Below are 26,194 nucleotides of genomic sequence, written 5' to 3' on the forward strand. Positions count from 1 at the left end.
CCCGCGCGGAGAAGGCCCCGACCCGGTCGGGGCCTTCTCCGCGTGTAGCCGGGGAGCGGTGGTCACTGGATGGCGCCGGCCAGGTCGGTGAGGGGCTGTACGGGAGCGATCACGGGTGCCAGCTGGTTGGGCAGGTCGGTCAGCGCGTTGAGCCCGTTCGCGCCGGCGGCGACCTTCCCGACGACCTCCTGGACGGAGGCGGGCTGGGCCCCGGCGGGCATGCCGGGCGCGGGGATCGGCACGTCCGGCAGGGTGAGCGGGGAGGTCGGGGCCGTGTCCGCGGAGGCGGCGGGTGCGGCGAGGCCCGCGGCGGCCCCCGCGAGGGCGAAGGCGGCGAGGATGCGCTGGGTCTTGGTCATGCCGTGACAACGGCCTACGGGGCGGGCGGTCACGCCGCCGTCCTCCGGAGAGCCGATCGGCCGCCCGTCGGACGGAGCGCCGTACGGAGCGCCGGACACGCCGAGAGCCCCGACCCTTTACGGGGCGGGGCTCTCGATCGGAGCGGTAGTGGAGGGATTTGAACCCCCGATGGGTTGCCCCATACTCGCTTTCGAGGCGAGCTCCTTCGGCCACTCGGACACACTACCGAGATGGATCCTAGCCTAAGGAACCCCATCCGCTGAAATCGGTATGCGCGCGCCCCGCCGCGAGTCCCCCACGGGCCTCGACACGGGCTTCGACACGGGCCTCAAACGCAAGCCCGGTCACAGGTCGCGGAAGAAGTCCGTCAGCTGCCGTGCGCACTCGTCGCCGAGCACACCGCGCACCACTTCCGGCCGGTGGTTGAGCCTGCGGTCCCGTACGAGGTCCCACAGCGACCCGGCGGCGCCCGCCTTGTCGTCGTCCGCGCCGTAGACGACGCGGGCGACGCGCGACTGCACGAGCGCGCCGGCGCACATCACGCACGGCTCCAGGGTGACCACGAGGGTGCACCCGGGAAGCCGCCACTCCCCGAGCTTGGCGGCGGCCCTGCGCAGTGCCAGGACCTCGGCGTGTGCCGTGGGGTCGCCGCTCGCCTCGCGCTCGTTGTGCCCGGTGGCGAGGAGTTCCCCGTCCGGGCCCAGCACGACGGCGCCGACCGGCACGTCGCCGGCCGGCACCGCCCGGGCGGCCTCCTGGAGCGCCAGGCGCATGGAGTCCCGCCACGGGTCCCGTACGGGGTCGACGGGATCGGTGGTGTTCGCGGTGAGCACTAGCGGACGGCCTCCAGGACCTCGGTGGCGCCGAGGGATTCGGCGATCTCCGAGAGGGCGTCTCCGTCGAGGGTCATCAGTTGCTTGTTGGTCACGCCGAGGTCGTCCAGCAGCCGGGGATCGCCGAGCGGCCCGGCCGGTACCGGCTCGGAGCCGGCCCCGCGCTCCCCGTCCCCGTCGGAGTCGTCGTCCGTGAACGCGGTGACGGAGTCCTCCTCGCCGTCCTCGGTGCCGTCCAGGTCCAGCTCGTCGAGTTCGTCGTCCTCCTCGTCGCTGCCCAGCAGCTCTTTGGTCAGCATCGAGCCGTAGGAGCTGCGGGCGGCCGCGGCGGCGTTCGACACGAAATACCGCGGGTCCTCCTCGCCGTCCACGCGGACGACGCCGAACCAGGCATCCTCCTCCTCGATGAGGGCGACCACCGTGTCGTCGTCGACAGCGGCGGACCGGGCGAGATCGATCAGATCACTGAGGGACTCGACGTCGTCGAGTTCCATGTCGCTCGCTTCCCACCCGTCTTCGGTGCGCGCGAGCAGTGCGGCGAAATACACCGTGACTCTCCCACTGGTCTTAGGCGTGCCGGTTGGAGTCCCCCCGGCCGGAGGTTGGGACGGAAGCGGCCGTGCTGCTCGCCGCCCCGCCCCGCCCAATCGGCATCGTGGCAGAAACAGCGGCTCCGCGAGAGGTCTTCCGCGCTTGCGTCGTGCCGCGCCGTGCCCCGCCGGGGCCGGTGCGGGGTTGCGGCGCCGGGGCGTTGCGGGGTCGGCGGGGGTCCCGCCGGTTGCCCGACGGGCCGCTCGTGTCGCGCCCGAGCACACCCGGTCCGCGCCGGAGCACACCCGGTTCACCAGCGGAACGTACGCATGCGCATCTGCTGGCGCATACGCGCCGCACGGGCGCGGCGGGGCTGCACGCGATCGCGCAGGGCGCGGGCCTCCATCAGGTCACGCAGGAACTGCGCGCGGCGTGCGCGGCGCTGCGCCGCCGTCTCCGGAGCGTCGTCGCTCGGCTGCGTGTCGGGCATCGGCCACCACCCTGGGCTGGTCGGTCGGTTCCCCCTGCACCCACCTTCCCCCGGACCGGGCGGTTGATGCCACCCCTGTGCAGGTCAGAGGTCGTCCTTGAGGGTCGGGACGATCGCGACCGGACCGTGCGCGTGGTGCAGTACGGCATGGGCCACCGAGCCGATCTGGAGCGACATGGCGGTACGCCGCGGGTGGTGCCTGCCGACCACCACCAGGGCCGCCGACCGGGACGCGTCGACCAGCCGGCCGGCGGGGTCGCCGGGGACCGCGGCCTGTTCCACGGGGACGTCCGGGTAGCGCGTGCGCAGCGGTTCCAGGCGCCGGGTCTGGGAGCGGAGCATCTCCCGTTCGGCCGGTACGCCGCCGTCCCCGTCGTCGGCGAGTCCTTCCGGGGGGATCACCTCGAAGGGCCTGTCGATCACGAGGGCCGGCGAGGGCGGGACGGTGTACGCGGAGACCACCTGGACGGTGGTCCCCCGCACGGACGCCTCCTCGAAGGCGAAGGAGAGTACATCGTCGGGGGTCTCGGCGGCGTGCAGCCCGAGTACCACGCGCCCCGCGGACTGCCGGGAGCCGGACTGCCCGGAGCCGGATTCCCCGGTGGCGGCCGCGCCGGTGCCGTGGCCGGTGTCGTGGCCCGCGTCGCGTGCGGCGTGCGGGACCACCACCACGGGGCACGGGGCGGTCGAGGCCACCGCCCTGCTGTTCGATCCGAGGAGCAGGCTGGCGAAGCCGCCGCGCCCCCGCGAACCCATGACGAGCATCAGGGCGGCCGCTCCGATCACCCGCAGCGCCTCGGGGACGGAGCCCTCCAGCGACTCGTAGCGGATCCCGTCGGGAAGCGCGGCGCTCCCGCCCAGCTCGCCGCGGACCCAGTCGTGCACGGGGTCGGGGTAGGCGTCCGGCGCGGAGGAGTCGTGCAGCGACGCCCGGCGGCCGGCGTACAACTGGGCGTGGTCGGGCAGTACATGTGCGACGAGCAGCCCGGTACCGTGCCGCAGGGCGGCGCCCCGCGCCCACTGGAGGGCCTTGAGGCTGTGCTCGGACCCGTCGACGGCTGCGATCACCGGTGCGTGGCTCATCCGTCCAGCGTGCTGGGCCTCCGCGCGGGCCGCATCCGCAGGCCTTCGGGGGCGTGGCCGCCGCTTCGGACGCGAACGGGCCGCGTCAGCGCGTAGCCTTTTGGGTGCAGGTCGCGTCGGGCGGCCGTTTTTGCAGGTCGCAGGCTGAGTTTTGGAGGATGTTGTGCGTTTGCAGGTCGTCGATCACCCCTTGGTGGCGCACAAACTCACCACCCTGCGCGACAAGCGCACCGACTCCGCCACGTTCCGGCGGCTCGCGGACGAGCTGGTGACCCTGCTCGCGTACGAGGCCACCCGCGACGTGCGCACCGAGCAGGCCGACATCGAGACCCCGGTGGCCCCGACCACCGGCGTGAAGCTCTCGGCCCCGCGGCCGCTGATCGTCCCGATCCTGCGGGCCGGCCTCGGCATGCTCGACGGCATGGTGCGGCTGCTGCCGACCGCCGAGGTGGGCTTCATGGGCATGGTCCGCAACGAGGAGACCCTGGAGGCCTCCACGTACGCGACCCGCATGCCCGAGGACCTCTCGGGACGGCAGGTCTACGTCGTCGACCCGATGCTCGCCACCGGCGGCACCCTGGTCGCGGCGATCCAGGAGCTGATCAAGCGCGGCGCCGACGACGTCACGGCCGTGGTGCTGCTGGCGGCGCCGGAGGGCGTCGCGGTCATGGAGCGCGACCTGGCGGGCACGCCGGTGACGGTGGTGACGGCCGCGGTGGACGAGCGGCTCAACGAGCACGGCTACATCGTGCCGGGCCTCGGCGACGCCGGCGACCGGATGTACGGCTCGGCGGAGTAGTCCCCGGCCGGGCGTACGGCTCGGCGGGGTCGGTCCCCGGCCGGGCCGTACATCCGGTCGTCGGCGGCTCAGCAGTTCTTGGCGGGCGCGGGCACGGGGTTGGCCAGCAGGACCAGCGCCTTGTCCGCGTTCTCCTTCGTGCTGAGCTCCGTGAAGGCGTCGCCCAGGATCAGGTCGACGTCCGCGGTCTCGCGGGTGTCGGTCTGCAGGGTGGTGCCGGCGAGCTGGGTGCCGAGGACGGCGAAGACGGCCTTGTCGGTCGTCGGGGAGCCCAGCAGTATCCCCGTTCCGGGGACCTTCTTGTCGAAGTCGGCCGGGGCGTTGCCGACGCTGCCGACGACGAAGCCGCGTTTGGCGAGCTCGTCGCCGACGGCCTTGGCCAGCCCCGCGCGCGGGGTCGCGTTGTAGACGTTGACCGTGATCTCGCCGGGCGGCGGGAGTACGACCGCCGGTTTGGCCGGGGCGGACGCCGTGGCGGCGGCCGCGGGCGCGCCGCCCCCCTTGGCAGCGGCCTCGGGTGACTTCGTAGGGCAGTCCTTGGCACCGGCAGCCGTGTTCCGTTTCGGGCTGTCGCCCTGGAACACGTCGATGAGCTGCAGTGCCCCGTAGCCGACCAGGGCAAGCGCGAGGACCGAGCCGAGCACGCCGAGGACGATCCGTCGTCGGCTCCGCTTACGGCTCATGCGGGGGTAGGCGGTCCCCGTGACGCGGTACTTTCCGCCCATGCCGGGGGGAGTGAGCATGCTCATGGGCGCAGCGTAATGCGACCCGGTGGCGATGCCTACTAAATGATCTGCTGATAGGTCAATGGTGACCCGAAAGGCGCAATCTACGCGAAGCGCTCAGTCCATTTCGAGGACGCGGGCGTGCAGCACCTGGCGCTGCTGCAGGGCCGCGCGGACGGCGCGGTGCAGCCCGTCCTCCAGGTAGAGGTCGCCCTGCCACTTCACGACGTGGGCGAAGAGGTCGCCGTAGAACGTCGAGTCCTCGGCGAGCAGCGTTTCGAGGTCCAGCTGGCCCTTGGTCGTCACGAGCTGGTCGAGCCGGACCGGGCGCGGCGCGACGTCCGCCCACTGCCGGGTGGTTTCCCTGCCGTGGTCGGGGTACGGCCGCCCGCTTCCGATGCGCTTGAAGATCACACGGAAAGCCTACCGGGCCCGCGCCTGCGGGCGCAGCCTCGCAAGGGCGGTGCAAAAGTGGTGAACACTGCCATATGGGGAGTGATCCATGAGCGAGAGCACCGACGACACCGCCGCTGAGGCGGCCAGGACGGACCCGGCGGACAAGCCGGACCGGGCGACCAAGGTGGACGCGACAGATCCGGCGGACCCCGCGGCGCGGATCGCCGCCGGCTACGCCTTCACCGGGCCCGCGCTCGATCTGGGAGCCCTCCTCTGGGACGGCACGTGCCTGCCCGACCGCCAGATCCGCATCCCCCTGTCCATGCTCAACCGGCACGGACTGGTCGCGGGTGCCACCGGCACCGGCAAGACCAAGACGCTCCAGCTCATCGCCGAGCAGCTGTCGGCCAACGGCGTCCCCGTCTTCCTCGCCGACGTCAAGGGCGACGTCTCGGGCATCACGGCCCCCGGCACGCCCGGCGAACGGGTCGGCGAACGGGCCCGGCAGGTGGCCCAGAACTGGGAGCCCACCGGATTCCCGGGCGAGTTCTACTCTCTGGGCGGGATCGGCCCCGGCATCCCGGTCCGGTCGACCGTCACCGCCTTCGGCCCGGTGCTGATGTCGAAGGTGCTCCAGCTCAACCAGACGCAGGAACAGTCCCTGGGCCTGATCTTCCACTACGCCGACACCAAGGGCCTGGAGCTGGTCGACCTCAAGGACCTGCGCGCCGTCGTCGCCTTCCTCGTCTCCGACCAGGGCAAGGCGGAACTCAAGGGCATCGGCGGCCTGTCCACCGTGACCGCGGGGGTGATCCTGCGGGCGCTGACCGCCTTCGAGGCCCAGGGCGCCACGGAGTTCTTCGGCGAGCCCGAGTTCGACACCGGCGAGCTCCTGCGTACCGCCGCCGACGGACGCGGGGTGGTCTCCGTACTGGAGCTCCCGGCGGTCCAGGACAAGCCGCAGCTCTTCTCCACCTTCCTGATGTGGCTGCTCGCCGACCTCTACAACGACCTGCCCGAGGTCGGCGACCTGGACAGGCCCAAGCTCGTCTTCTTCTTCGACGAGGCCCACCTGCTCTTCGACGGGGCTTCGAAGGCCTTCCTCCAGTCGGTCACCCAGACCGTCCGGCTGATCCGGTCCAAGGGCGTCGGCGTCTTTTTCGTGACCCAGACCCCCAAGGACGTTCCGGCCGACGTGCTCGGCCAGCTCGGCAACCGCGTGCAGCACGCCCTGCGCGCCTTCACCCCCGACGACGCCAAGGCGCTGAAGGCGACGGTGAAGACCTTCCCGCACTCCGCCTACGACCTTGAGGAACTGCTCACCGGACTGGGGACCGGCGAGGCGGTCGTCACCGTGCTCAGCGAGAACGGCGCCCCCACCCCGGTCGCCGCGACCCGGCTGCGCGCCCCGCAGTCGCTGATGGGCCCCATCGGGGCCGCCGGCCTGGAGCGGGCCGTGCATGCCTCGCCCCTCTGGCCGCGCTACGCGCAGCCCGTCGACCGCGAGTCGGCGTACGAGAAGATCAGCGCCGAGCAGGCCGCGGCGGAGGCCCGGGCGGAGGCGGCCGCCACGGCGGCCGAGGCCGAGAAGGAGGCGGAGGCGGCGCGGAAGCACGCCGAGGCGGCGCAGAAGGAGCACGCGCGGGCGGCCGGACGCGGCGCGCCGAGGGAGGAGCCCTCGCTGGCCGAGCAGGTGGTGGGCAGCGGGCTGTTCCGCTCGCTGGCCCGCTCTGTCGGTACCCAGCTGGGCCGGGAGATCTCGCGCTCCGTCTTCGGTACGGCGCGCAGGCGCAGATGACGCGGTGACAGACTCGCCCCATGCGGACTGAACTCACCGACACCACGTCCAGCAAGGTCAACCGGGCCCTGCTCGCAGCACGCCGGGCGATAGGCAGCCCCACCATGGGGCTGGTGCTGACGCTCGTCGTCGTCACCGACGAGGAGAACGCCTACGACGCCGTACGCGCGGCCTCCGAGGCCTCGCGCGAGCATCCCTGCCGCATCATCGCGGTCATCAAGCGGGTCTCGCGCGGCCCGCACAAGCTTCGCGCCAGCCGGGTCGACGCCGAACTGCGGGTCGGGTCGGACGCCGGGACCGGCGAACTCGTACTGCTGCGCCTGCACGGGGCGCTGACCGAGCAGGCCGGGTCGGTCGTACTGCCGCTGCTGGTGCCGGACGCGCCGGTGGTGGCCTGGTGGCCCGGCGACGCCCCCGCCGACCTGGCACGGGACCCGCTGGGCGCGCTCGCGCAGCGCCGCATCACCGACGCGGCCGCCGCTGTCGACCCGGTGGGCGTGCTCGACGAGCGGGCCGCCGGCTACCAGCCCGGCGACACCGACCTGGCCTGGACCCGGCTGACGCCGTGGCGGGCCCTGCTCGCCGCCGCCCTGGACCAGAAGCCGCTGCCGGTGACCGGTGCGGCGGTGGAGAGCGAGCCGGACAACGCGAGCGCCGAGCTGCTGGCGCGCTGGCTGGAGGACCGGCTCGGGGTGCCGGTGGACCGGGTCGCGACCGCGGGCCCGGTCGTCACCGGCGTGGTGCTGCGCACCACGGGCGGGGAGATCCGGGTGGACCGGCCCGCGGGCGCGCTGGCCACGTTGATCCTGCCGGGCAGCCCCGACCGCAGGGTGGCCCTGAAGGTCCGCAGCGGCGCCGAACTGATCGCGGAGGAGCTGCGCCGCCTCGACGCGGACGTGGTCTACGGCTCCGCGCTGCGGCGGCGGCCGGCCCAGGCGGGGCTCTCGGCGTAGTGGTTGTCGTAGGTCGCCGAGCTGTCCCTGATGTCCTGGACGGTGGCCTCGCCCGCGTGGACCCGTCCGAGGAGGCGGTAGTAGTCGAAGCGGCCCATGCCGGGGGTGAAGCCGACGAAGACGCTCGCCGTGTGGCCGGCGGCGGGGGCGAACGCGTGCTTGACGCCCGGCGGGATCGCGATGAAGTCGCCGGCCTCCAGGGTCTGGACCTCGTCGCCGACCAGGACGTCGAGGCGTCCGGCGGTGACGTGGAAGAACTCCGTGGCCCTGGTGTGGAAGTGCACCGGGGCGCCTGCCGCGCCCTCCTCGAAGGAGGCGGTGTTGCAGGTCAGTTCGGCGGTGTCGGTCAGGAGGGTGATGAGGCTGCCGGGGGCGTCCCGGACGGTTTCGGCGGTGGCGGCGCGGGTCGCGATCTGTGTCATGTCCCCAACCTACGGCCCTGATCGACCGCGATCAGGGCTCGATCAGGACCGTGTGGGGCCGGTCGGTCACCCCTTCGGGGCCTTGGCGGCGGCGGCTTTGGCCGCCGCCTTCATCTCCTGCTTGTGCGCCCGCACCTTGGCCAGGGACTCCGGCCCGGTGATGTCGGCCGCCGAACGGTAGACGTTCGCCTGGCCGTAGCCGCCCGCGGCCTCCCGCCACCCGCTCGGCCGCACCCCGAAGCGCTTGCCGAGCAGGGCGAGGAAGATCTGTGCCTTCTGCTCCCCGAAGCCGGGCAGCGCCTTGAGGCGCGCCAGCAGGTCCCGCCCCGTCGCGGCGTCGGCCCACACGGCTTCGGCGCTCCCGCCGTAGTGCTCCACCAGGTAGGCGCACAGCCGCTGGATCCGCGTCGCCATCGAGCCCGGGTACCGGTGCACGGCCGGCTTCTCGGAGAGCAGGGCCGCGAAGGCCTCCGGGTCGTACGCGGCGATGGCGTGCGCGTCGAGGTCGTCCGCGCCCATCCGCCGGGCGATCGTCCAGGGCCCCGAGAACGCCCACTCCATCGGCACCTGCTGGTCCAGCAGCATTCCGACGAGCGCGGCGAGCGGGCTCCGGCCGAGGAGCGCGTCGGCCTCGGGCTGCTGCGCCAGCCGGATGGTGATGTCCTTGTCCATGGCTCCAGCGTCCCGCGCGGGCGCGCTCCCCGCGCGGTCGGCACACCACGCGCCTAGCGTGAGTACGACGACATCAGCGAACGAGCCGAGGAGTCGATCGATCATGCAGGAGTTCCCCGAAGGCGCGCCGTGCTGGGTGGACGCGATGTTCACGGACGTGGAGGGCGCCAAGACCTTCTACGGCGACGTGCTGGGCTGGACCTTCGGCGAGTCCAGCACCGAGTACGGCAACTACACGCAGGCCTACTCGGACGGCAAGGCCGTCGCGGCCGTCGTACCGCCGATGCCCGGGGTCGAGGCCCCCTCCCAGTGGTGCCTGTACCTCGCATCGCCCGACGCGGCGGCCACCGCCGGGAAGGTGACCGCCAACGGCGGTGAGGTCCTGATGGGCCCGATGCAGGTCGGCGCCTTCGGCACGATGCTCATCGCGAAGGAGCCGAGCGGCGCCGTCTTCGGTGTGTGGCAGCCGGGTGAGCACAAGGGCTTCGACAAGATGGGCGAGCCGGGTTCCTACGCCTGGGCGGAGGTCTTCACCCGGGAGCCGGCCAAGCCGGACGCCTTCCTGACGAAGGTCTTCCCGTACGCCGCGGAGCAGATGGACCCGGGCGACGACCCGGAGATGGCCGACGTGGACTTCAAGGTCTTCAGCGTCGGCGCGCCGGGGCGCCCGGTGCTGGGCCGGATGAAGATGGACGACGACTTCCCGCCGGAGCTGCCGCCGTACATCCAGGTCTACTTCGCGGTCCCGGACTGCGACGAGGCGGTGTCGAAGACCCAGAAGCACGGCGGGAAGCTGCACTTCGGACCGATGGACAGCCCGTTCGGCCGCTTCGCGGCGGTCACGGACCCGCAGGGCGCGGCCTTCGCGGTGATCGACATGTCGACGACGGTCGGCGAGATGCCCACCTTCGGCTGACCCGCCCCGAGCCACCGGGCCGCGCCGCCACGGCACGACCCGGCAGGCTCTGCGGGACGGTCCGGCTACGCGGGCATGACGCCGTGGATGCGGGAGAGGGTGAAGACGCGTTCGTCGCTGCGCAGGTGGCACCAGGCTTCGAGGTACGGCGGATCGAGTTCGAGGTCGCTGAGGGTGCGCACGGTCCGGTTGCCCGAGGCCGCGACGTACTCGACGGTGACGGCGCCACCGGTGTCGACGGCGTGGGCGAGCTGGCGGACGTCGCTGTACGTCAGGAGCTTCGCCCACCCTGAGACGATCTCCTCGGTGTCCGTGCCGAAGGGCGGTCCTCCCGTGAACGGTGCCGGATCGGGGAGCGTGGCCGGGGCGGCCAGCAGCCGTGCCGCCAACGCCGCCGGGCCGAGGCCGGGGGTTTCCCGCGCCGGGTGCGCGGCGGCTGTCCGGCCGCCGCTGCCCTGGCCGCGGCCGCGCGGGGCCGGTACGGCGGCGGCCCGGGTCGGCCGGTCTTTCTCGATGCGCAGCGTGCCCTCGGCCGTCTCGGCGACGGGGGCGTATCCCGCGGCCCGGAGCGCGGACAGCGTCGTGTCGAGCGGGCTCCGGCTGACCAGCACGGTCGGCGCCAACTGCCGTAGCCCCAGCTTGGCCAGTCCGCGGTGGGCGGCGAGTTCGGCGAGGAGCGCGGGCTCGCCGCCGTGGAGGACGCAGGCGGCGGGGGCGATGCGTACCCGCCCGTGACCGCGTGCCGTGTCGGCGATCAGATACGACAGCGGCTGCGGCAGCGGTCCGGCCGCGACGTCGGCCAGGCCGGCCGTGATGTCCTCGGGAGCACGGCCCGCGTCCAGGGCCCGGCGGACACTGCGGGCGCTGAACCGCCACACCGACGCCGTGCCGCTGGTCTCCCGGTCCGCGACCGAGTCCAGGAGGGAGGCCAGCCGCGCGGACGGTGTGCCGGTGACGACGGCGGTGAGGTCGGCGCCGATCCGGGCCGTCGCCGTGGCTCGGGGCAGCAGCCGACGGCACTCGACCTCGACCCCCTCCTCGTCGCCGGTCTGCAGGTGGATGCCGTGGGCGGACAGGGCGCCGCGGGCGATGACGCCGAGGATTTCGGCCTCCCGGATCAGGGTGGCGAACGGCGTCCCGTCCGGCGACGGGTCGGCGAGGGGCCGATGCCAGGCGATCAGCGGCCCCAGATCCGACGCGACCTCCACACCCTGCGCCGCCGGGAGGGCCGCGGCGGCGTCGAGCAGTCCCTGCCGGGCCTGTAGACAGCCGCTGCACGGCGGCGCGCCGGCGAGTGCGGGCAGAGCCTTGCCGTCCCCGTCGCGCGCCTGGGTGGGGGTGAGCGGCAGGTTCCGCCATGCCTGGAGCAGTACGGCGAACTGCTCCGGCGGCTCCTGCTCGGCCCAGGCGTCGTACGCCTCGGTGGGAGGCACGCGGTCGCCGTCCGCGGCCAGCAGCCCGGCGGCATGCGCCGTCTCCAGAGTGAGGCGTACGACGGCGTCGCCGGCCTGGGCCGCCTTGCCCAGCCTGGCCAGTTCGCGCGTACCGACTCCACCGGACTTCAGCCTGGCCGGCGGGGTCGTGGAGCAGGCGGCCAGGATCGAGGCGGCGTGGGCGGCGAACGCCGCGGCCGCGGCCGAAGCCTCGCGGTCCACCTCTCGCGGGGTGACGTACACCGTTCGGGGGGACGGCGGGAGGGGTTGGAACGGCGCGTGCCGGCCGGGCCCGCGCAGCGCGAGCGTCACCTCGGCGGGCATACGGGCCGGGCCGTAGCCGTAGAGGTCCGGGACCAGGAGCCCCCGATCCACGGCCCAGCGGGCGCCCGCTTCGAGGTCGGCGCCCCGGCTCCCGAAGACGGCGAACTGCGCGGGCTCCGCCGGCCCGGCGCCCGCTCGGGCTTCGAGCAGCTTCCGGGTCACCGCAGGAGCCCTGGCGGTCAGGGCGAGGATCCTCTCGGGGGCGCTGTGGTGCTCCACCAGGGCCACCAGACGCTGTGCCGCGCCGTCCGGCGGCTCGACGCCCAAGGTCAGCAGGATGCCGCGCAGTTCGTCGGAGGTCGTGTCCGCGAGCAGTTCCTCCAGCGGTGCGTCCAGTCCCAGGGGTGCGTCCCACGCCTGCCGCAGGGGTCCGGCCGTGTGGAGTCCGGCCGCGTCGTCCGGCCAGACCAGCGCACGATCGGCCAGCGCCTCCAGCACGGCCGCCAGCGCCCGGTCGGCGTCGTCGCCGGCCACCCTCAGCAGCTTCGCGAGGGCGCCGCGCGACGCGGGCGCGGGCAGCGCCGCCAGGGCTTCGGCGACCTGGAGGTGCGGCAGCGCGAGCCACGGCAGGGCGAGCGCCACCGATGCCGGGCGCTGAAGGCGGTCGGCCAGCTCTCCCAGCGAGCGCGGCTCCGGGGCGCCCATGGCATCCCTCCGCGTCTCCAGCACCCGTTCCAGACGGCGGCTGTCGAGGCTGGCGAGCCATGTCGTGAGCGCCGACTGGGACTTCATGCTGTCGTACCTCGCGGGGTCGGGACCGTGGCAGTGTGCGGGCTCGCCGCAGGCTTCCAGGATGTCCCGCCGCCGGGACCCGCAGATGCCGTTCCGGAAAGGACCCCCCTTTCCGGGCACGGACACCCGGCGGTTCGGTTCGCCGCGGTACGCCCGTCTGGCGGGTCATGCCCGTCCTGACCTGCGGCGGAGTTCGTGCACCGCCTCCTTCCGGACGGCCCCGGACGGAGGCAGACGGACGGAGGCGGATGCAACCAGGACTGCAAACCACTGCTCGACTACTTACGCCCCTCCGGGCCGTACCACTGGAGGGGCTGGCCGGTTAGTGCGGCGATGCCTTCGAAGTCGTGGTCGCAGTGCAGGAGGGTAAGCCCCTGCAGCTCGGCGGTCGCTGCGACGACGAGATCGACTGCGCCTGCGCTGCGGTGCCTGCCCTGCTTGGTGAGGGCCTCCTGGACCTGCCAGGCCCGGTCGTAAGCGCGGTCGTCGACGGGGACCCAGCCGAAGAGCAGCCGTATGTCCTCGATGCCGTGTGCCCGGTCGGCGGCCGATCGGGCGCTGTAGAAGAACTCCAGCTCCGTGATCGGGCACGTGGCGATCAGGCCGGCGGCCGCTGCCTGGTCCCAGCCGTACTGCTCCGCGTCGCCCCGCATGAACCGGGCGAGGGCGCTGGTGTCGATCAGGTAGAGCGCGGCGTTCACCGTCGGTAGTTCCGCTTGTCCTCGAAGAGCGTCAGATCGAACGCGCCTTCGTCGGCCGCGGCGCGCAGGCGGGTCAGGGCCAGCGCCCGCCGCCTGTTCTCCAGTACCTCGCGCAAGGCTGTGTTGACCGTCTCCTTCTTGGTACTGGTGCCCAGGGCTTTGGCTACGTCTGCCAGCAGCTCGTCATCGAGGTCTATGACTGTCCGGCTCATGCGCACCTCCGTATATCAACTATGGAAACAAGTATATCTCTCGTGGTTCATCGATGTCATGGATTCACGTCGGCATGCAACCACGGAACGACGAAGGTCCCGGCCGCTGAGCGGTCGGGACCTTCGGTTCGCCTCTTCAGGCGGCTGCGGAGGATACGAGATTCGAACTCGTGAGGGGTTGCCCCCAACACGCTTTCCAAGCGTGCGCCCTAGGCCTCTAGGCGAATCCTCCGCCGCAAACAATACAAGACGCGGAGGGGTGCTCGCGAACGTGATCGTCCGGAGGGGATCCGGCGGGGGCGGCGCGGGTGCCGGGACGGGGGCGGGGTCGATTCCGGGGGTGCGGATCCGCTAGGGTGGGGCCCAGCCCCTCACGTGGCGCTATCTCACCCAACTCCCCCAGGGCCGGAAGGCAGCAAGGGTAAGTGGGCTCTGGCGGGTGCGTGGGGGGCCCTTTGCGTTCCCGGGGCCTTGCGCGGAGGGCCCGGGGTGCAGCCCTCCGGGCCCGGTGGCGTCGGCGGGCCGCTGTTGTCGGTGGGCCCGGATAACCTCGTAGACGTGTCGTCCCTTGCGCTGTACCGCCGCTACCGCCCCGAGTCGTTCGCCGAGGTCATCGGTCAGGAGCATGTCACTGCACCCCTGATGCAGGCCCTGCGGAACAACCGGGTCAATCACGCGTACCTGTTCAGCGGGCCGCGCGGGTGTGGAAAGACCACCAGCGCGCGCATCCTCGCCCGGTGCCTGAACTGTGAGCAGGGTCCCACCCCGACTCCCTGCGGGGAGTGCCAGTCCTGCCGCGACCTCGCCAGGAACGGGCCGGGGTCCATCGACGTCATCGAGATCGACGCGGCCTCGCACGGTGGTGTGGACGACGCCCGCGACCTGCGCGAGAAGGCCTTCTTCGGTCCGGCGTCCAGCCGCTACAAGATCTACATCATCGACGAGGCCCACATGGTCACCTCGGCGGGCTTCAACGCCCTGCTGAAGGTGGTCGAGGAGCCGCCGGAGCACCTCAAGTTCATCTTCGCCACCACCGAGCCGGAGAAGGTGATCGGGACCATCCGGTCGCGGACGCACCACTACCCCTTCCGGCTGGTCCCGCCCGGGACCCTCCGCGAGTACCTGGGCGAGGTCTGCGGCCGGGAGGGCGCCCGGGTCGAGGACGGTGTGCTGCCGCTCGTCGTGCGCGCCGGCGCGGGTTCCGTGCGTGACTCGATGTCCGTCATGGACCAGCTCCTCGCCGGCGCCGGCGAGGAGGGTGTGACGTATGCCATGGCCACCTCCCTGCTCGGCTACACCGAGGGCTCGCTGCTCGACTCCGTCGTCGACGCCTTCGCCTCCGGGGACGGCGCGGCCGCCTTCGAGGTCGTCGACCGCGTCGTCGAGGGCGGGAACGACCCGCGCCGGTTCGTCGCCGACCTGCTGGAGCGGCTGCGCGACCTGGTCATCCTCGCCGCCGTGCCCGACGCCGGGGAGAAGGGGCTGATCGACGCCCCCGCCGATGTCGTGGAGCGGATGCAGGCCCAGGCGTCGGTGTTCGGCGCGGCCGAGCTGTCGCGCGCCGCCGACCTGGTCAATGCCGGCCTGACCGAGATGCGGGGCGCGACCTCGCCCCGGCTCCAGCTGGAGCTGATCTGCGCCCGCGTGCTGCTTCCCGCCGCCTTCGACGACGAGCGGTCCTTCCAGGCCCGTCTGGACCGCCTGGAGCGCGGCGGAGCCGCCGCCTTCGCCGCCGGGCCGCCGGCCGTGGCCCCCGCGATGGGCTATGTCCCCGGGCCCGAGGCGCACACCATGGCGCCCGCCGGGCCCGGCGGAGGGCCCGCCGCCGCGCGGGCCGCCGCTGCCGCCGCGATCTCCGCGCCGGCTCCCGCGGCGCCGGTCGCCGCCGTCCAGGCCCCCGTCCAGGCGGTTGCGCCGGCCGCGGCTCCCCCGGCGCAGCCACAGGCCGCGCCCGCCGCCCCGCCCGCTCCTGCCCCGGCCGCCCCCGTGCCCGGCGCGTGGCCCGGAGCCGCGCAGCCCGGCAGCGGGGCCCCGGCTGCCACCCGGCCCGCCGCCGGTGCCCCCGCACCCGGCGCGTGGCCCAGCGCGGCCGCCCCCGGGCAGGGTGCGCCCGTACCCGCGCACGTTCCGGCCACCGAGGCCCCGGCGGCTCCCGCCCCGGCGGCAGCGCCCGCGCCCTCACCCGGCATGGCGGCCGGTGCCGGACAGGTCCAGGCGATGTGGCCCGGCGTCTTGGAGGCCGTCAAGAACCGCCGCCGCTTCACCTGGATCCTCCTCAGCCAGAACGCCCAGGTCACCGGCTTCGACGGGACCACCCTCCAGCTCGGCTTCCCCAACGCCGGAGCCCGCGACAACTTCGCGAGCAGCGGCAGTGAGGACGTGCTCAAGGCGGTCCTGGCCGAGCAGTTCCAGGTCAACTGGAAGATCGACGCCGTCGTGGGCGGCGGCTCCCCCGCTCCGGCGGGCGGCCCGGGCCCGGCGTACGGAGCGCCCTCAGCGCCCGCGCCGGCCTACAGCCCGCCCGCCTACAGCCCGCCGCCCGCCCCGCCGCAGCAGGCGCAGGCCCCACAGGCTCCGTCCACGCCGCCGCAGCAGCAGTCCCAGCAGCCCCGGCAGTCGGTCGCCGCGCCGCCGCCGCCCGTACAGCAGGCGCCCCCGCCGGTGGCTCCCGAGGACGACTTCGCGGAGGACGACGACCCCGACCTCGTCGAGAGCGCGCTGACCGGACACGACCTGATCGTGCGGGAGCTCGGAGCCACCGTTGTGGAGGAATACACGAACGAGTAGGCCGTCCGGATTGGGTGGCCGCACGAATCCCGCCCCGCCGTCCGGGCTAGGCTGAGCAGCGTGAAGGTCCTCGTCATCGGCGGCGGCGCCCGCGAACACGCCCTGTGCCGCTCTCTGTCCCTCGACCCCGACGTCTCCGCGCTGTACTGCGCTCCCGGCAACGCCGGCATCGCCGAGGTGGCCGAGCTCCGCCCGGTCGACGCCCTCGACGGCGAAGCCGTCGCCGCTCTCGCGACCGACCTCGGCGCCGAGCTGGTCGTCGTCGGCCCGGAGGCCCCGCTGGTCGCCGGCGTCGCCGACGCCGTGCGCGCCGCGGGCATCCCGGTCTTCGGCCCGTCCGCCGAAGCGGCGCAGCTCGAAGGCTCCAAGGCCTTCGCCAAGGACGTGATGGCGGCGGCCGGGGTCCCGACCGCGCGCAGCTACGTCTGCACCACCCCGGAGGAGGTGGACGCGGCCCTCGACGCCTTCGGCGCCCCCTACGTCGTCAAGGACGACGGTCTGGCGGCCGGCAAGGGCGTCGTGGTCACCGAGGACCTCGCCGCGGCCCGCGCCCACGCGCTGGCCTGCGACCGCGTGGTCATCGAGGAGTACCTCGACGGGCCCGAGGTCTCCCTCTTCGCCGTCACCGACGGCGTGACCGTGGTCCCGCTCCAGCCCGCGCAGGACTTCAAGCGCGCCCTGGACGGCGACCAGGGCCCCAACACCGGCGGCATGGGCGCCTACTCCCCGCTGCCCTGGGCCGACCCGAAGCTGGTCGACGAGGTCATGGAGCTCGTGCTCCAGCCGACCGTCGACGAGCTGCGCCGCCGCGGCACCCCCTTCTCCGGGCTGCTCTACGCGGGCCTGGCGATCACCAGCCGCGGGACCCGGGTCATCGAGTTCAACGCCCGGTTCGGCGACCCGGAGACCCAGGTGGTCCTGGCCCGGCTGCGCACCCCCCTGGCGCGGGTGCTCCTGCACGCCGCCAAGGGCACCCTGGCCGACGAGCCGCCGCTGGTGTGGCGCGAGGACGCGGCCGTCACGGTCGTGATCGCCTCGCACAACTACCCCGACACCCCCCGGACCGGCGACCCGATCGAGGGCCTGGCCGAGGTGGCCGCCGAGGACGCGCCCGACGCGTACGTGCTGCACGCGGGGACCCGGCGCGAGGGCGACGCCGTCGTCAGCGCGGGCGGCCGCGTGCTGTCGGTGACGGCGACCGGTTCCGATCTGGCGCAGGCGCGGGAGAAGGCGTATAGGGCGGTCGCGCGCATCCGGCTGGACGGCTCGCAGCACCGTACGGACATCGCCGCCAAGGCGGCCGGCCTCGGCTGAGCAGCGGTTCGACAGCCCCGCGGGCCCGGTGCGCACCTCTCGCGCCCGGGCCCGCGGGCGTGTGCGCGTGCGACTGCATCCGGCCTCGTTCGAACGCACCCAGCTTTACCCAAAGCCATTCCATCGGGTGATCGTCACCTCGTCTGCCTGACGGCCGGGCGTGCCCCAACTAGGGTGCGGCGCAAGCATTCCGGCACTTGGCCCACCGACCTTGCGATGTCAGTGGCGGGTGTCACAGTGGGGGAGTGAGCAACGCAGCCGCAGGGCAGAGGGGGTGAGACCGGCCGTGTCCGGATTCGGTTCGACCATGGAGGCGGGCGTTCCGTCCGCGCGGTCCCGCGCTCTCGCCGTGCTGCGCGTGCGCAGCCGGGCCCTGGCCGCGGCGCTGCTGCCCGCCGCCCTCGCCGTGGTCCTGGTGACCGCCAGGGCGACGGGCCGGCTGTCCGGCGAGCCCTGGGCCGCCGTGACGCTCGTGGTGTGCGCTGTCGCCGCACTGGTGCTGCTCCTCGCCGGGATCTTCGCCGCGGTGGTGCTGCGGGCGAGCCCGGCGGTGACGCCGACGGTGCCGCTGTCCGAGGCGGCCGCCCCCGATCTCTACCGCCTCGTGCGGGACCTGGCCGAGCGGATGGACGTGCCGCCGCCCTCCGCCATAGCCCTGACGCCGGACTGCGACAGCTGGCTGGAGGACCGCGCCCATGCGGCCCACCGCCGGGGCGGCATAGCCGGCGGCCCCCAGTCCGCGCCGGGTGCGGCCCCCGTGCTGGTGATCGGCTCGCCGTTCCTGTGGTGGATGCGGGTCGCGGAGCTGCGGGCGGTGCTCGCCCCGGTCGTCGCCGGTACGGGGCCCTCCGCGCACCCGGACATAGCCGACGCGCGCGGCTTCGTGCGGGGCCTGGACGCGGCCGTGGACGTCGGCGGGCGACGGGGCCTCGGCTGGATCGCCGCGCCGGCCCGGCTGCTGCTGAGGCTGTGCAGGACGGACGCCGCCGAGATGGAGCGCGGGGTGGCCGCCGCCGCGTCGGACCGCGCACAGGACGTGGACTACGGGCTGCGCATCGTCGCGCAGGAGCAGGTCGGCCTCGCTTATGCGGGGTGGGACCGGCTGCTGACCCGGGTGGCGCTGCCCGCCTGGCGGATGGGACGCTGGCCTGCCCACCTGGACGCCGGGGTGGTCTCGGCGCTGACCGAGCTGTCGAGGCGGGACCGGCTGGCCGACGGTTTCACCTCGCGGCTCGGCGAGCGGCCCGCCTGCGACCTGCTGGAGCAGCCCGGCGTGATCGACGAGGAGACCTCGCTGCTGGCGGCCCGGCTCTTCCACGGAGGCCCGGCCGAGGCCGGACCGGACTGGTCGCCGGTGGAGTGGGCGGCCTATCCGGAGGAGGTCGTGGACCGCACATGGCGTGCCGAGGCGGCCCGCCTGCACGCCGCACTGGACGCCCTCGCCGGCCCGGCGGTCCGCCCCGCCGGGTCCGCAGGCCCCACCGGGCCGCACGGCTCCGCCGGACCCGCCGCGTCGGCAGGCTCCGCGAGCCCGGCCGGCGCCGGTTCCGCCGCCTCGGGAGGTCCCGCCGCTGCCGCCGGCTCGGCCGCCCCGTCGGGTCCCTCGGGCGCGGCGGGACCGGCCACGATCGAGGCCGCCGGGGCCGCGCATCCCATCGCGGACGGCTTCGCCGGGCCCACCCTGGAGCGGGTGCTGGACTGTCTCGCGAACGCCTCGGGGGACGGGGCGCTCGGTGAGGCGCTGGCCGGCCGGCTCAGCGCCGACCTCGCCCGCGAGGAGCGGGCCGGTGGCGCCGCGGGCAAGGCCCGTGGCGCGGACGCCGTACCGCTGTTCCCGCTCCAGCCGCCCCGCAGCGGCCGGGACCTGCTGGCCGACCACGTGACGGCGATGGTCTGCTGCGCCGCCGTGGACTCGGCCGGGGCCGCACCCGGCATGGACTGGCTCGACGGCCCGGTCCTGCTGGTCGACGGCGACCGCCGGACCGATCTGGCGCCCCGTGTGCTCTGCCTGGTCGAGGACGGGGACCCGGAGCCCCTGAGGGAGTGGCTGTCGGCCCTGGGCGTCCGTACGGAGGAGCCGGTCCGCCTCGCCTGAGACGTCCGGTCGCGCCAATTCACGACGAACGGTGACGGAGTGCGTGCGTAATGTGATGTGCTGGGACCGGTCGCGGCTGGATGCCCCGAAGCGGATGTCCGAGAAGCGGCGCACCGGCGTGACGCAACCGGCGCCACGAAACCGGCACCACGCGCGCGCCGCGCAACCGGCGCAACGCACCGAGGCGGAGCACGCCGGCCGGGGGAGCGAGGGAGGGGAGCGGTCATGGGTACGGACCAGATCCGGCGTTGGGAGTCGGGTGCGCTCGCGCACGCGGTGAACGACCCCTTCGGACAGGGCCCCCTGCCCTGGTTCCGGGGCAGCGAGCTCTACTTCGACGACACCGGGCAGGTCGTCCCCTGGTACGTGGACCCGGCCGCGGCGGCCGCCGGCACCGGCCAGATCCCCCGGGCCCGCGTCAACGGCGGCCCCCGCACGGCCGACGACGTTCACCGCCAGATCAAGGGTTTCGCCTCCGACGGCGCCGTCGCCCCGGGCGAGGCCATCGACTTCCACATCACCGTCGACCCGCCCCAGCAGTTCTCCGTCGACGTGTACCGGATCGGCCACTACGGCGGCGACGGCGCCTCGAAGATCACCACCAGCCCCCGGCTCTCCGGCATCGTCCAGCCCGCCCCCCTCGCCGCGGACCGCACCGTCTCCTGCCACCACTGGTGGCTGTCCTGGCGCCTGCAGGTCCCGTCGTACTGGAGCGTCGGCGCGTACGTCGCCGTCCTCACCACCGTCGACGGCTACCGTTCGCACATCCCCTTCACGGTCCGCGACGACCATCCCGCCGACCTCCTGCTGCTGCTCCCCGACATCACCTGGCAGGCGTACAACCTCTACCCGGAGGACGGCCGGACCGGCGCCAGCCTTTACCACGCCTGGGACGAGGCGGGCCGCCTCCTCGGCGAGCAGGACGCGGCCGTCACCGTGTCCTTCGACCGCCCCTACGCGGGCGCCGGACTGCCCCTCCACGTCGGTCACGCCTACGACTTCATCCGCTGGGCCGAGCGCTACGGCTACGACATCGCCTACGCCGACACCCGCGACCTGCACGCCGGCCGCGTCGACCCCACCCGGTACCGGGGCCTGGTCTTCCCCGGCCACGACGAGTACTGGTCGGCGCCGATGCGCCGCACCGTCGAGCGCGCCCGCGGCCACGGGACCTCGCTCGTGTTCCTCTCCGCGAACACCATGTACTGGCAGGTCGAGCTGGCCCCCTCGCCCTCCGGGGTGGCCGACCGGCTGCTCACCTGCCGAAAACGCCGCGGACCGGGCCGCCCCAGCCTCTGGCGCGAGGTCGACCGCCCGGAGCAGCAGCTGCTCGGCATCCAGTACGCGGGCCGGGTCCCCGAGCCCGCGCCGATGATCGTGCGCAATGCCGGGCACTGGCTGTGGGAAGCCACCGGCGCCGGCGAGAACGACGAGCTGCCCGGCCTGGTCGCGGGCGAGGCCGACCGGTACTTCCCGCGCACCCAGCTCCCCGAGCACGAGGACCGGATCCTGCTCGCGCACTCCCCGTACCTCGACAGCGAGGGCCAGCGCCGCCATCAGGAGACCTCCCTCTACCGGGCGCCCAGCGGGGCGCTGGTCTTCGCCTCCGGCACCTTCGCCTGGTCCCCGGCCCTCGACCGCCCCGGGCATGTCGACGAGCGCGTGCAGCGGGCCACGGCCAACCTCCTCGACCGGATCTGCAAGCGCGACTGACACACGCCCCGCGAGCGCCCCAGGGGCGGCCCGGAGGCGGCCCGCGGGCCCCGGCGCACGCACCCCTTGTCTTGGGAGGGGACGCCGGTGCGCGAGAATCGGGGTGCGCTTCATACAGAACCACAGGGAGACCCCGTGTCCGGATTCGTCGAAAAGCCCGAGCCGGTTCAGGTTCCGGGCCTCGTCCACCTCCACACCGGCAAGGTGCGCGACCTCTACCAGGACGAGGACGGCCGCCTCGTCATGGTCGCCAGCGACCGCATCTCCGCCTTCGACTGGGTCCTGCCCACCGAGATCCCGGACAAGGGCCGCGTCCTGACGCAGCTCTCCCTGTGGTGGTTCGACCAGCTCGCGGACCTCGTCCCGAACCACGTCATCTCCACCGAGCCGCCCGCCGGTGCTCCCGCCGACTGGGCCGGCCGCACGCTGATCTGCAAGAAGCTCGACATGGTCCCGGTCGAGTGCGTGGCCCGCGGCTACCTCACCGGCTCCGGCCTCGCCGAGTACAACCAGACCCGCACGGTCTGCGGACTGGGCCTGCCCGAGGGTCTCGTGGACGGCTCCGAGCTGCCCGGCCCGATCTTCACCCCGGCCGCCAAGGCCGAGGTCGGCGAGCACGACGAGAACGTCTCCTACGAGGAGGTCGCGCGCACCACCGGTGTCGAGACGGCCGCGCTGCTGCGCCAGACGACCCTCGCCGTGTACTCCCGGGCCCGGGACATCGCCCGCGAGCGCGGCATCATCCTGGCCGACACCAAGTTCGAGTTCGGCTTCGACCCGCAGGACCGCACGCTGGTGGCCGCGGACGAGGTGCTGACCCCGGACTCCTCCCGTTTCTGGCCGGCCGACCAGTGGGAGCCGGGCCGCTCGCAGCCCTCCTTCGACAAGCAGTACGTCCGCGACTGGCTGTCCTCCGCCGCCTCCGGCTGGGACCCGAAGGGCGAACTCCCGCCGCCGGCCCTCCCGACGGAGGTCGTCGCGCAGACCCGCGCGAAGTACATCGAGGCCTACGAGCGCCTGACCGGCCTGGACTGGTCGTAGGGAAACGAAGAAGCCCCGGTCCGAGGACCGGGGCTTCTTCCCTACAGAGCGGACAACGCGACTCGAACGCGCGACATCCACCTTGGCAAGGTGGTGCTCTACCAACTGAGCTATGTCCGCAGGCGCCGTAAGGCGAGACCTACTATACCCAACCTCGCTCCCGTGCGAGACGCACTGCCGTGTGCCGGTTCTCCGCACCGAGCTTCGTGGCCGCCGAGGAGAGGTAGTTGCGGACGGTCCCCTGCGAGAGCGAGGCCCGCTCCGCGATCTCCGCGATCGGCGCGCCGTCCTCCGCCAGCTCCAGCACCTCGGCCTCCCGGGCGGTCAGCGGGGAGTCCCCCGCGCTGATCGCGTCGGCAGCCAACTCCGGGTCCACGTAACGGCCTCCGGCGTGCACGGTCCGGATCAGTTCGGCCAGCCGCTGCGCCGAGACCGTCTTGGGGGCGAAGGCCCGCACCCCCGCCGCCAGGGCCCGCTTCAGGTGCCCGGGCCGCCCATGACTGGTCACGATCATGGCCTTGCAGTCGGGGAGTTCGGCGCGCAGCGCTGTGGCGACGCTCACACCGTCGGCGCCCGGCATCTGCAGGTCCAGTACCGCCACGTCAGGCCGGTGCGCCCGTGCCATCGCCAGTGCCTCGGGGCCCGAGGCCGCCTCCGCGACGACAAGCAGGTCGTCCTCCAGCGCGAGGAGCGCGGCCAGCGCCCCGCGGATCAGGTGCTCGTCGTCGGCGAGCAGTACGCGTACGGGGCTCACGCCCGCACCTCCAGTTCTTCCAGTCCTCGGCCCGGTATCTGCGCTCGCAGGCGGAACCGGCCGTCGCCGACGAGGCCGGCTTCCAGCGTCCCTTCCAGTACGGCGAGCCGTTCGCGCAGGCCGGCCAGACCGGAGCCGGGCGGCCCGGCGGGGGTCTGCGGCGCCCCGTCGTTCTCCACGACCAGCGTGACGGCTCCGCCCTCCAGGGCGGTCAGCCGGATCAGGCAGCGTTGCGCGTCCCCGTGCCGCAGCACGTTCGTGGTGGCCTCGCGGACCACCCAGCCGAGCGCCGACTGGACCTCGGAGGGCAGTTCGGGTGCGGTCCCGAAGTCGACGCGGCAGTCCATCCCGGCCGCGCTGAGCACTCCGCGCGCGCCCTCCAGTTCCACCGCGAGGTCCGCTTCCCGGTAGCCGCGCACCACGTCCCGTACCTCCCGCTGCGATTCCCGGGCGATCCGCTGGACCTCGATCATCTGCTCCACGGCCTCCGGGCGTTCGCGTCGGGCCAGCTGTACCGCCAGCTCGCTCTTGAGGGCGATGACCGCCAGGTTGCGGCCCATCACGTCGTGCAGGTCCCGGCCGAAGCGCAGCCGTTCCTCGGCCACCGCGAGCCGGGCCTGGACCTCGCGTGAGCGGTCCAGCTCGTAGACGGTGGTCAGCAGCCACGCCGAGAACCCGCAGGTGGCGCCGAAGAACAGGCTGCCCAGCAGTACGCCGACGGCGTACCCGAGCGCCGTGGCGGCCGGTATGCCCAGGGCGAGCGCGGCCATTCCGGTCGAGACCGCCGCAGCCGCGGGGACGTACCACATGCGCTTCACGGGCCGCAGGCACAGGACCAGGGATCCGGAGGCGAACCAGGTCAGTCCCGCCACCAGCGTCGGTGCCATGGCCGGTTCGGATATGTGGCCGGTCACCCGGAGGATCAGGACGCCGAGGACGCACGCGGCCGTCGCGGCGGCAGTCGCCAGCGCCAGCCGGGTGGGGTGCTCGCGTCGCCCCAACACCCAGTGCAGCGCCTTGGAGGTGAGCACCCCGCACAGGATGGCGTGGGCGAACACCAGCAGGAAGAGCGACACCGCCACCGCTGCGGGGGACTCCCTCGCCGCGGAGGCCACGGGGGCCAAGCCGAACGACGTGATCTCCAGGAGCACGAAGAGGTGGAACGACCCCCGCGTGTACAGCTCGATCTTCCCCGCACTGCTGCGGTTCTTCCACCATCCCGTCAACTTCGGCACTGGGCCCGTCCCCCGACTCGTTCTACCGGCGCGGTTCCCAGCGGAACCACCGCTGGACAGCAAACACGCTGATCACGATCCAGGCCAGCGTGGTGAGGCCGGCACCGAGCAGGTCCCCGCCCGCGGCGCCGCCGCTCCAGCCGGCCCGTACGAGTGCCATCACGCCGCTCAGCGGCAGCAGTTCGCACACCGAGGCCACCGCGTCCGGCAGCGCGTCGGTCGGGGCGAACATCCCCGAGCCGAGCACGGTCGCCAGGAACAGCGGCAGCGTGGTGAGGCCGGCGGTCTCCACGGTGCGGGTGAACGCGCTGGTCACGGCGGACAGCGCGGCGAGCAGCAGGACGCCGGCGAGGACGGCCGTCACGAGCAGCAGCGGGCTGCGCGGCATGCGCACGTCCAGGGCGGCCGCCCCGGCGACCGCGAGGACGGCGACCTGGGCCAGCGCGAGGGCGGCGGCGGGCAGTGCGGTGCCCGCCAGGATCTCCACGTCGCTCGCCTCGCCGGTCCGCAGCCGCTTCAGGACGAGCTCCTCGCGGCGGGCGACGTAGGAGGAGACCAGGTTCATGTGGACGACGAGGAGCAGCACCATGCCGATCCCGCCGGTCAGGGTGGCCTCGCCCACGGCCTGGGCGCCCTCGGCCCCGTCGAGGGAGGAGCGCAGGACGAACACCATCAGCAGCGGCATCAGCAGGGCCAGGGTGAGCGTGGCCCGGTTGCGCACCAGCAGGGTGAGTTCGGAGCGGCCGAGTGCGGTGATCCGGCCGGTGTTGAGGGTGAGCGTGTTCATCGGGTCCCCGCCATCGTGTCCTCGGTACGGCCGCCGGTGTCGCGGCGGCTGTGGGCGATCTCCAGGAAGGCCTCCTCCAGGGAGGCGGACCGGGCGTCGAGTCCGGCCAGTTCGACGTCGTTCTCCCGGGCCCAGCCGAGCAGTTCGGTCAGGTCCGCCTGGAGGCGTCCGGTACGGATCTCCACGCGCTGCCCGGAGGCCGCCGCCCGCAGCGTCAGCGGGAGCCGGGCGGCGGGCACCCCGTCGGGCAGGGTGAAGCGGATCCGGGCCGGGCGGGTGGCGGTCACCTCTGCCGGGGTTCCGGACAGGACGAGTTCGCCGTCGTGGAGGATCGCGAGGCGGTCCGCGAGCTCCTCGGCCTCCTCCAGGTAGTGCGTGGTCAGCAGTACGGTGGTGCCCTGTTCGCGCAGCTCGCGGACCAGCGCCCAGGTGTCCCGGCGCCCCTCGGGGTCCATGCCGGTGGTCGGCTCGTCCAGGAAGAGCACCTCGGGCCGGCCGAGCAGGGCCAGCGCCAGGTCGAGGCGCCGCCGCTCACCGCCGGACAGCTGCTTCACCCGTACGGAGGACCGTGCTGCCAGGCCGACCATCTCCAGCACCTCGGCCGCCGGGCGGGCGCCGGTGGTGACACCGCCCCACATCCGCACGGTCTCGGCGACCGACAGGTCGGAGGGGAACCCGCCCTCCTGGAGCATGACCCCGGTGCGCGGCCGGACCTCGGCCCGCCGGGCGAAGGGGTCGAGGCCGAAGACCCGCACCTGGCCGGCGCTCGGCGCGGCCAGTCCCTCCAGCAGTTCGACGGTGGAGGTCTTGCCGGCGCCGTTGGTGCCGAGCAGGGCGAAGACCTCGCCCCGCGCCACGGAGAAGGAGACGCCCCGTACGGCTTCGAACCCTCCGGAGTAGCCGCGGCGCAGGTCCCGCGCTTCGATCACGGTGTCAGTCATGACTCAAGCGTCGCGGCGCCCGGAGCGGGCCGGCAGTGCGCGCTGTCATGACCGGGGATGACATTTGTCAGGAGGCCCGGCGGAAGCATGAGGAGCCATAAGGACGGGAGCCGATACGACGAAGGCCCCGATCGCAATGATCGGGGC

25 protein-coding genes, 3 tRNA genes and 1 other RNA gene are annotated in these 26,194 nt (G+C 73.6%); 10 read left to right on the forward strand and 19 right to left on the reverse strand.

The window, feature by feature from the left end:
* Positions 1–62: 62 nt before the first annotated feature.
* The 6 genes from BSL84_RS18505 to BSL84_RS18530 form a co-directional block, all read right to left on the reverse strand.
* The gene (locus BSL84_RS18505; RefSeq protein ID WP_030027567.1) at positions 63–359 is read right to left on the reverse strand and encodes a hypothetical protein; all 297 of its coding nucleotides are present in this window, start codon (positions 357–359) and stop codon (positions 63–65) included.
* A gap of 143 nt (positions 360–502) precedes the next feature.
* Positions 503–587, reverse strand: a tRNA-Ser gene (locus tag BSL84_RS18510).
* 117 nt (positions 588–704) lie between these two features.
* Positions 705–1,133: a tRNA adenosine(34) deaminase TadA gene (tadA, locus tag BSL84_RS18515; protein WP_030027566.1), complete on the reverse strand. Its 429-nt coding sequence runs from the start codon at positions 1,131–1,133 to the stop codon at positions 705–707.
* Positions 1,134–1,192: 59 nt separating this feature from the next.
* Positions 1,193–1,741 (reverse strand): hypothetical protein, encoded by a 549-nt coding sequence (locus tag BSL84_RS18520; RefSeq protein WP_075970768.1) that lies wholly within the window; start codon positions 1,739–1,741, stop codon positions 1,193–1,195.
* Between the two features lie 293 nt (positions 1,742–2,034).
* Complete coding sequence (locus BSL84_RS18525; protein ID WP_030027564.1) at positions 2,035–2,214, reverse strand: hypothetical protein; 180 nt, start codon at positions 2,212–2,214, stop codon at positions 2,035–2,037.
* A gap of 84 nt (positions 2,215–2,298) precedes the next feature.
* Positions 2,299–3,297, reverse strand: a complete 999-nt coding sequence (locus tag BSL84_RS18530) for a universal stress protein (protein ID WP_075970769.1) — start codon at positions 3,295–3,297, stop codon at positions 2,299–2,301.
* 163 nt (positions 3,298–3,460) lie between these two features.
* Here BSL84_RS18530 and upp point away from each other — a divergent pair, with 163 nt between their 5' ends.
* Positions 3,461–4,096, forward strand: coding sequence for a uracil phosphoribosyltransferase (upp, locus tag BSL84_RS18535; protein ID WP_030027561.1), 636 nt, complete (start codon positions 3,461–3,463; stop codon positions 4,094–4,096).
* 68 nt (positions 4,097–4,164) lie between these two features.
* Here the strand turns inward: upp and BSL84_RS18540 are convergent, their stop codons facing one another.
* Entirely contained in the window at positions 4,165–4,845 is a 681-nt protein-coding gene (locus BSL84_RS18540) for a LytR C-terminal domain-containing protein (RefSeq protein ID WP_075970770.1), read from the reverse strand.
* Between the two features lie 93 nt (positions 4,846–4,938).
* On the reverse strand, positions 4,939–5,235 hold the full coding sequence (locus tag BSL84_RS18545; RefSeq protein WP_008740979.1) for a type II toxin-antitoxin system VapB family antitoxin: 297 nt from the start codon (positions 5,233–5,235) through the stop codon (positions 4,939–4,941).
* A gap of 88 nt (positions 5,236–5,323) precedes the next feature.
* Here BSL84_RS18545 and BSL84_RS18550 point away from each other — a divergent pair, with 88 nt between their 5' ends.
* Both BSL84_RS18550 and opcA read left to right on the forward strand, forming a co-directional pair.
* Positions 5,324–7,015, forward strand: coding sequence for a helicase HerA-like domain-containing protein (locus BSL84_RS18550; protein ID WP_079273243.1), 1,692 nt, complete (start codon positions 5,324–5,326; stop codon positions 7,013–7,015).
* Positions 7,016–7,035: 20 nt separating this feature from the next.
* A complete protein-coding gene (opcA, locus tag BSL84_RS18555; protein ID WP_075970771.1) occupies positions 7,036–7,968 on the forward strand; it encodes a glucose-6-phosphate dehydrogenase assembly protein OpcA in 933 nt (310 codons plus the stop codon).
* Here opcA and BSL84_RS18560 read toward each other — a convergent pair.
* Positions 7,917–8,390 carry a cupin domain-containing protein gene (locus tag BSL84_RS18560; RefSeq protein ID WP_045320685.1) on the reverse strand — a complete coding sequence of 158 codons (474 nt, stop codon included), beginning with the start codon at positions 8,388–8,390 and terminating at the stop codon, positions 7,917–7,919. The two genes, opcA and BSL84_RS18560, sit on opposite strands and share 52 nt — an antisense overlap.
* Before the next feature lie 66 nt (positions 8,391–8,456).
* Positions 8,457–9,062 carry an HhH-GPD-type base excision DNA repair protein gene (locus tag BSL84_RS18565; protein ID WP_030031575.1) on the reverse strand — a complete coding sequence of 202 codons (606 nt, stop codon included), beginning with the start codon at positions 9,060–9,062 and terminating at the stop codon, positions 8,457–8,459.
* 103 nt (positions 9,063–9,165) lie between these two features.
* Between BSL84_RS18565 and BSL84_RS18570 the strand changes: the two genes are divergently transcribed.
* Entirely contained in the window at positions 9,166–9,978 is an 813-nt protein-coding gene (locus BSL84_RS18570) for a VOC family protein (protein ID WP_045320686.1), read from the forward strand.
* A gap of 65 nt (positions 9,979–10,043) precedes the next feature.
* On the opposite strand, the gene BSL84_RS18575 is transcribed toward BSL84_RS18570, so the two are convergent.
* The 4 genes from BSL84_RS18575 to BSL84_RS18590 all read right to left on the reverse strand — a co-directional run bounded on the left by BSL84_RS18575 (position 10,044) and on the right by BSL84_RS18590 (position 13,612).
* Positions 10,044–12,467: a helicase-associated domain-containing protein gene (locus BSL84_RS18575; protein ID WP_075970772.1), complete on the reverse strand. Its 2,424-nt coding sequence runs from the start codon at positions 12,465–12,467 to the stop codon at positions 10,044–10,046.
* A gap of 278 nt (positions 12,468–12,745) precedes the next feature.
* Positions 12,746–13,168, reverse strand: a complete 423-nt coding sequence (locus BSL84_RS18580; protein ID WP_030031567.1) for a PIN domain nuclease — start codon at positions 13,166–13,168, stop codon at positions 12,746–12,748.
* Positions 13,165–13,380 carry a type II toxin-antitoxin system VapB family antitoxin gene (locus BSL84_RS18585; protein ID WP_030031568.1) on the reverse strand — a complete coding sequence of 72 codons (216 nt, stop codon included), beginning with the start codon at positions 13,378–13,380 and terminating at the stop codon, positions 13,165–13,167. The genes BSL84_RS18580 and BSL84_RS18585 overlap by 4 nt, the downstream gene beginning before the upstream one ends.
* Positions 13,381–13,527: 147 nt before the next feature.
* Positions 13,528–13,612 (reverse strand) — tRNA-Ser (locus BSL84_RS18590).
* 131 nt (positions 13,613–13,743) lie between these two features.
* On the opposite strand from BSL84_RS18590, the gene ffs reads away from it, so the two are divergent.
* The 6 genes from ffs (at position 13,744) to BSL84_RS18620 (ending at position 22,330) form a co-directional block, all read left to right on the forward strand.
* Positions 13,744–13,838, forward strand: an RNA gene (gene ffs / locus BSL84_RS18595) — signal recognition particle sRNA small type.
* A 100-nt stretch (positions 13,839–13,938) separates the two neighbouring features.
* Positions 13,939–16,167, forward strand: a complete 2,229-nt coding sequence (locus BSL84_RS18600; protein ID WP_075970773.1) for a DNA polymerase III subunit gamma and tau — start codon at positions 13,939–13,941, stop codon at positions 16,165–16,167.
* A 60-nt stretch (positions 16,168–16,227) separates the two neighbouring features.
* Positions 16,228–17,481: a phosphoribosylamine--glycine ligase gene (gene purD, locus BSL84_RS18605; protein ID WP_030032782.1), complete on the forward strand. Its 1,254-nt coding sequence runs from the start codon at positions 16,228–16,230 to the stop codon at positions 17,479–17,481.
* 286 nt (positions 17,482–17,767) lie between these two features.
* Entirely contained in the window at positions 17,768–19,576 is a 1,809-nt protein-coding gene (locus tag BSL84_RS18610; RefSeq protein ID WP_075970774.1) for a hypothetical protein, read from the forward strand.
* Positions 19,577–19,801: 225 nt separating this feature from the next.
* The gene (locus tag BSL84_RS18615) at positions 19,802–21,289 is read left to right on the forward strand and encodes a N,N-dimethylformamidase beta subunit family domain-containing protein (protein ID WP_075970775.1); all 1,488 of its coding nucleotides are present in this window, start codon (positions 19,802–19,804) and stop codon (positions 21,287–21,289) included.
* Between the two features lie 135 nt (positions 21,290–21,424).
* Positions 21,425–22,330, forward strand: a complete 906-nt coding sequence (locus tag BSL84_RS18620) for a phosphoribosylaminoimidazolesuccinocarboxamide synthase (protein WP_030026147.1) — start codon at positions 21,425–21,427, stop codon at positions 22,328–22,330.
* Positions 22,331–22,377: 47 nt separating this feature from the next.
* On the opposite strand, the gene BSL84_RS18625 is transcribed toward BSL84_RS18620, so the two are convergent.
* The 5 genes from BSL84_RS18625 to BSL84_RS18645 all read right to left on the reverse strand — a co-directional run bounded on the left by BSL84_RS18625 (position 22,378) and on the right by BSL84_RS18645 (position 26,047).
* Positions 22,378–22,450, reverse strand: a tRNA-Gly gene (locus BSL84_RS18625).
* A 22-nt stretch (positions 22,451–22,472) separates the two neighbouring features.
* Positions 22,473–23,084, reverse strand: coding sequence for a response regulator transcription factor (locus BSL84_RS18630; RefSeq protein ID WP_030026148.1), 612 nt, complete (start codon positions 23,082–23,084; stop codon positions 22,473–22,475).
* A complete protein-coding gene (locus tag BSL84_RS18635) occupies positions 23,081–24,319 on the reverse strand; it encodes a sensor histidine kinase (RefSeq protein ID WP_075970776.1) in 1,239 nt (412 codons plus the stop codon). The genes BSL84_RS18630 and BSL84_RS18635 overlap by 4 nt, the downstream gene beginning before the upstream one ends.
* Positions 24,320–24,341: 22 nt before the next feature.
* Positions 24,342–25,106 carry an ABC transporter permease gene (locus BSL84_RS18640; RefSeq protein ID WP_030026150.1) on the reverse strand — a complete coding sequence of 255 codons (765 nt, stop codon included), beginning with the start codon at positions 25,104–25,106 and terminating at the stop codon, positions 24,342–24,344.
* Complete coding sequence (locus BSL84_RS18645; RefSeq protein ID WP_030026151.1) at positions 25,103–26,047, reverse strand: ABC transporter ATP-binding protein; 945 nt, start codon at positions 26,045–26,047, stop codon at positions 25,103–25,105. Before BSL84_RS18645 ends, BSL84_RS18640 begins: the two co-directional genes overlap by 4 nt.
* Positions 26,048–26,194 lie beyond the last annotated feature (147 nt).

Origin of the sequence: Streptomyces sp. TN58 (assembly GCF_001941845.1) — a bacterium.
GTDB lineage: Bacteria > Actinomycetota > Actinomycetes > Streptomycetales > Streptomycetaceae > Streptomyces.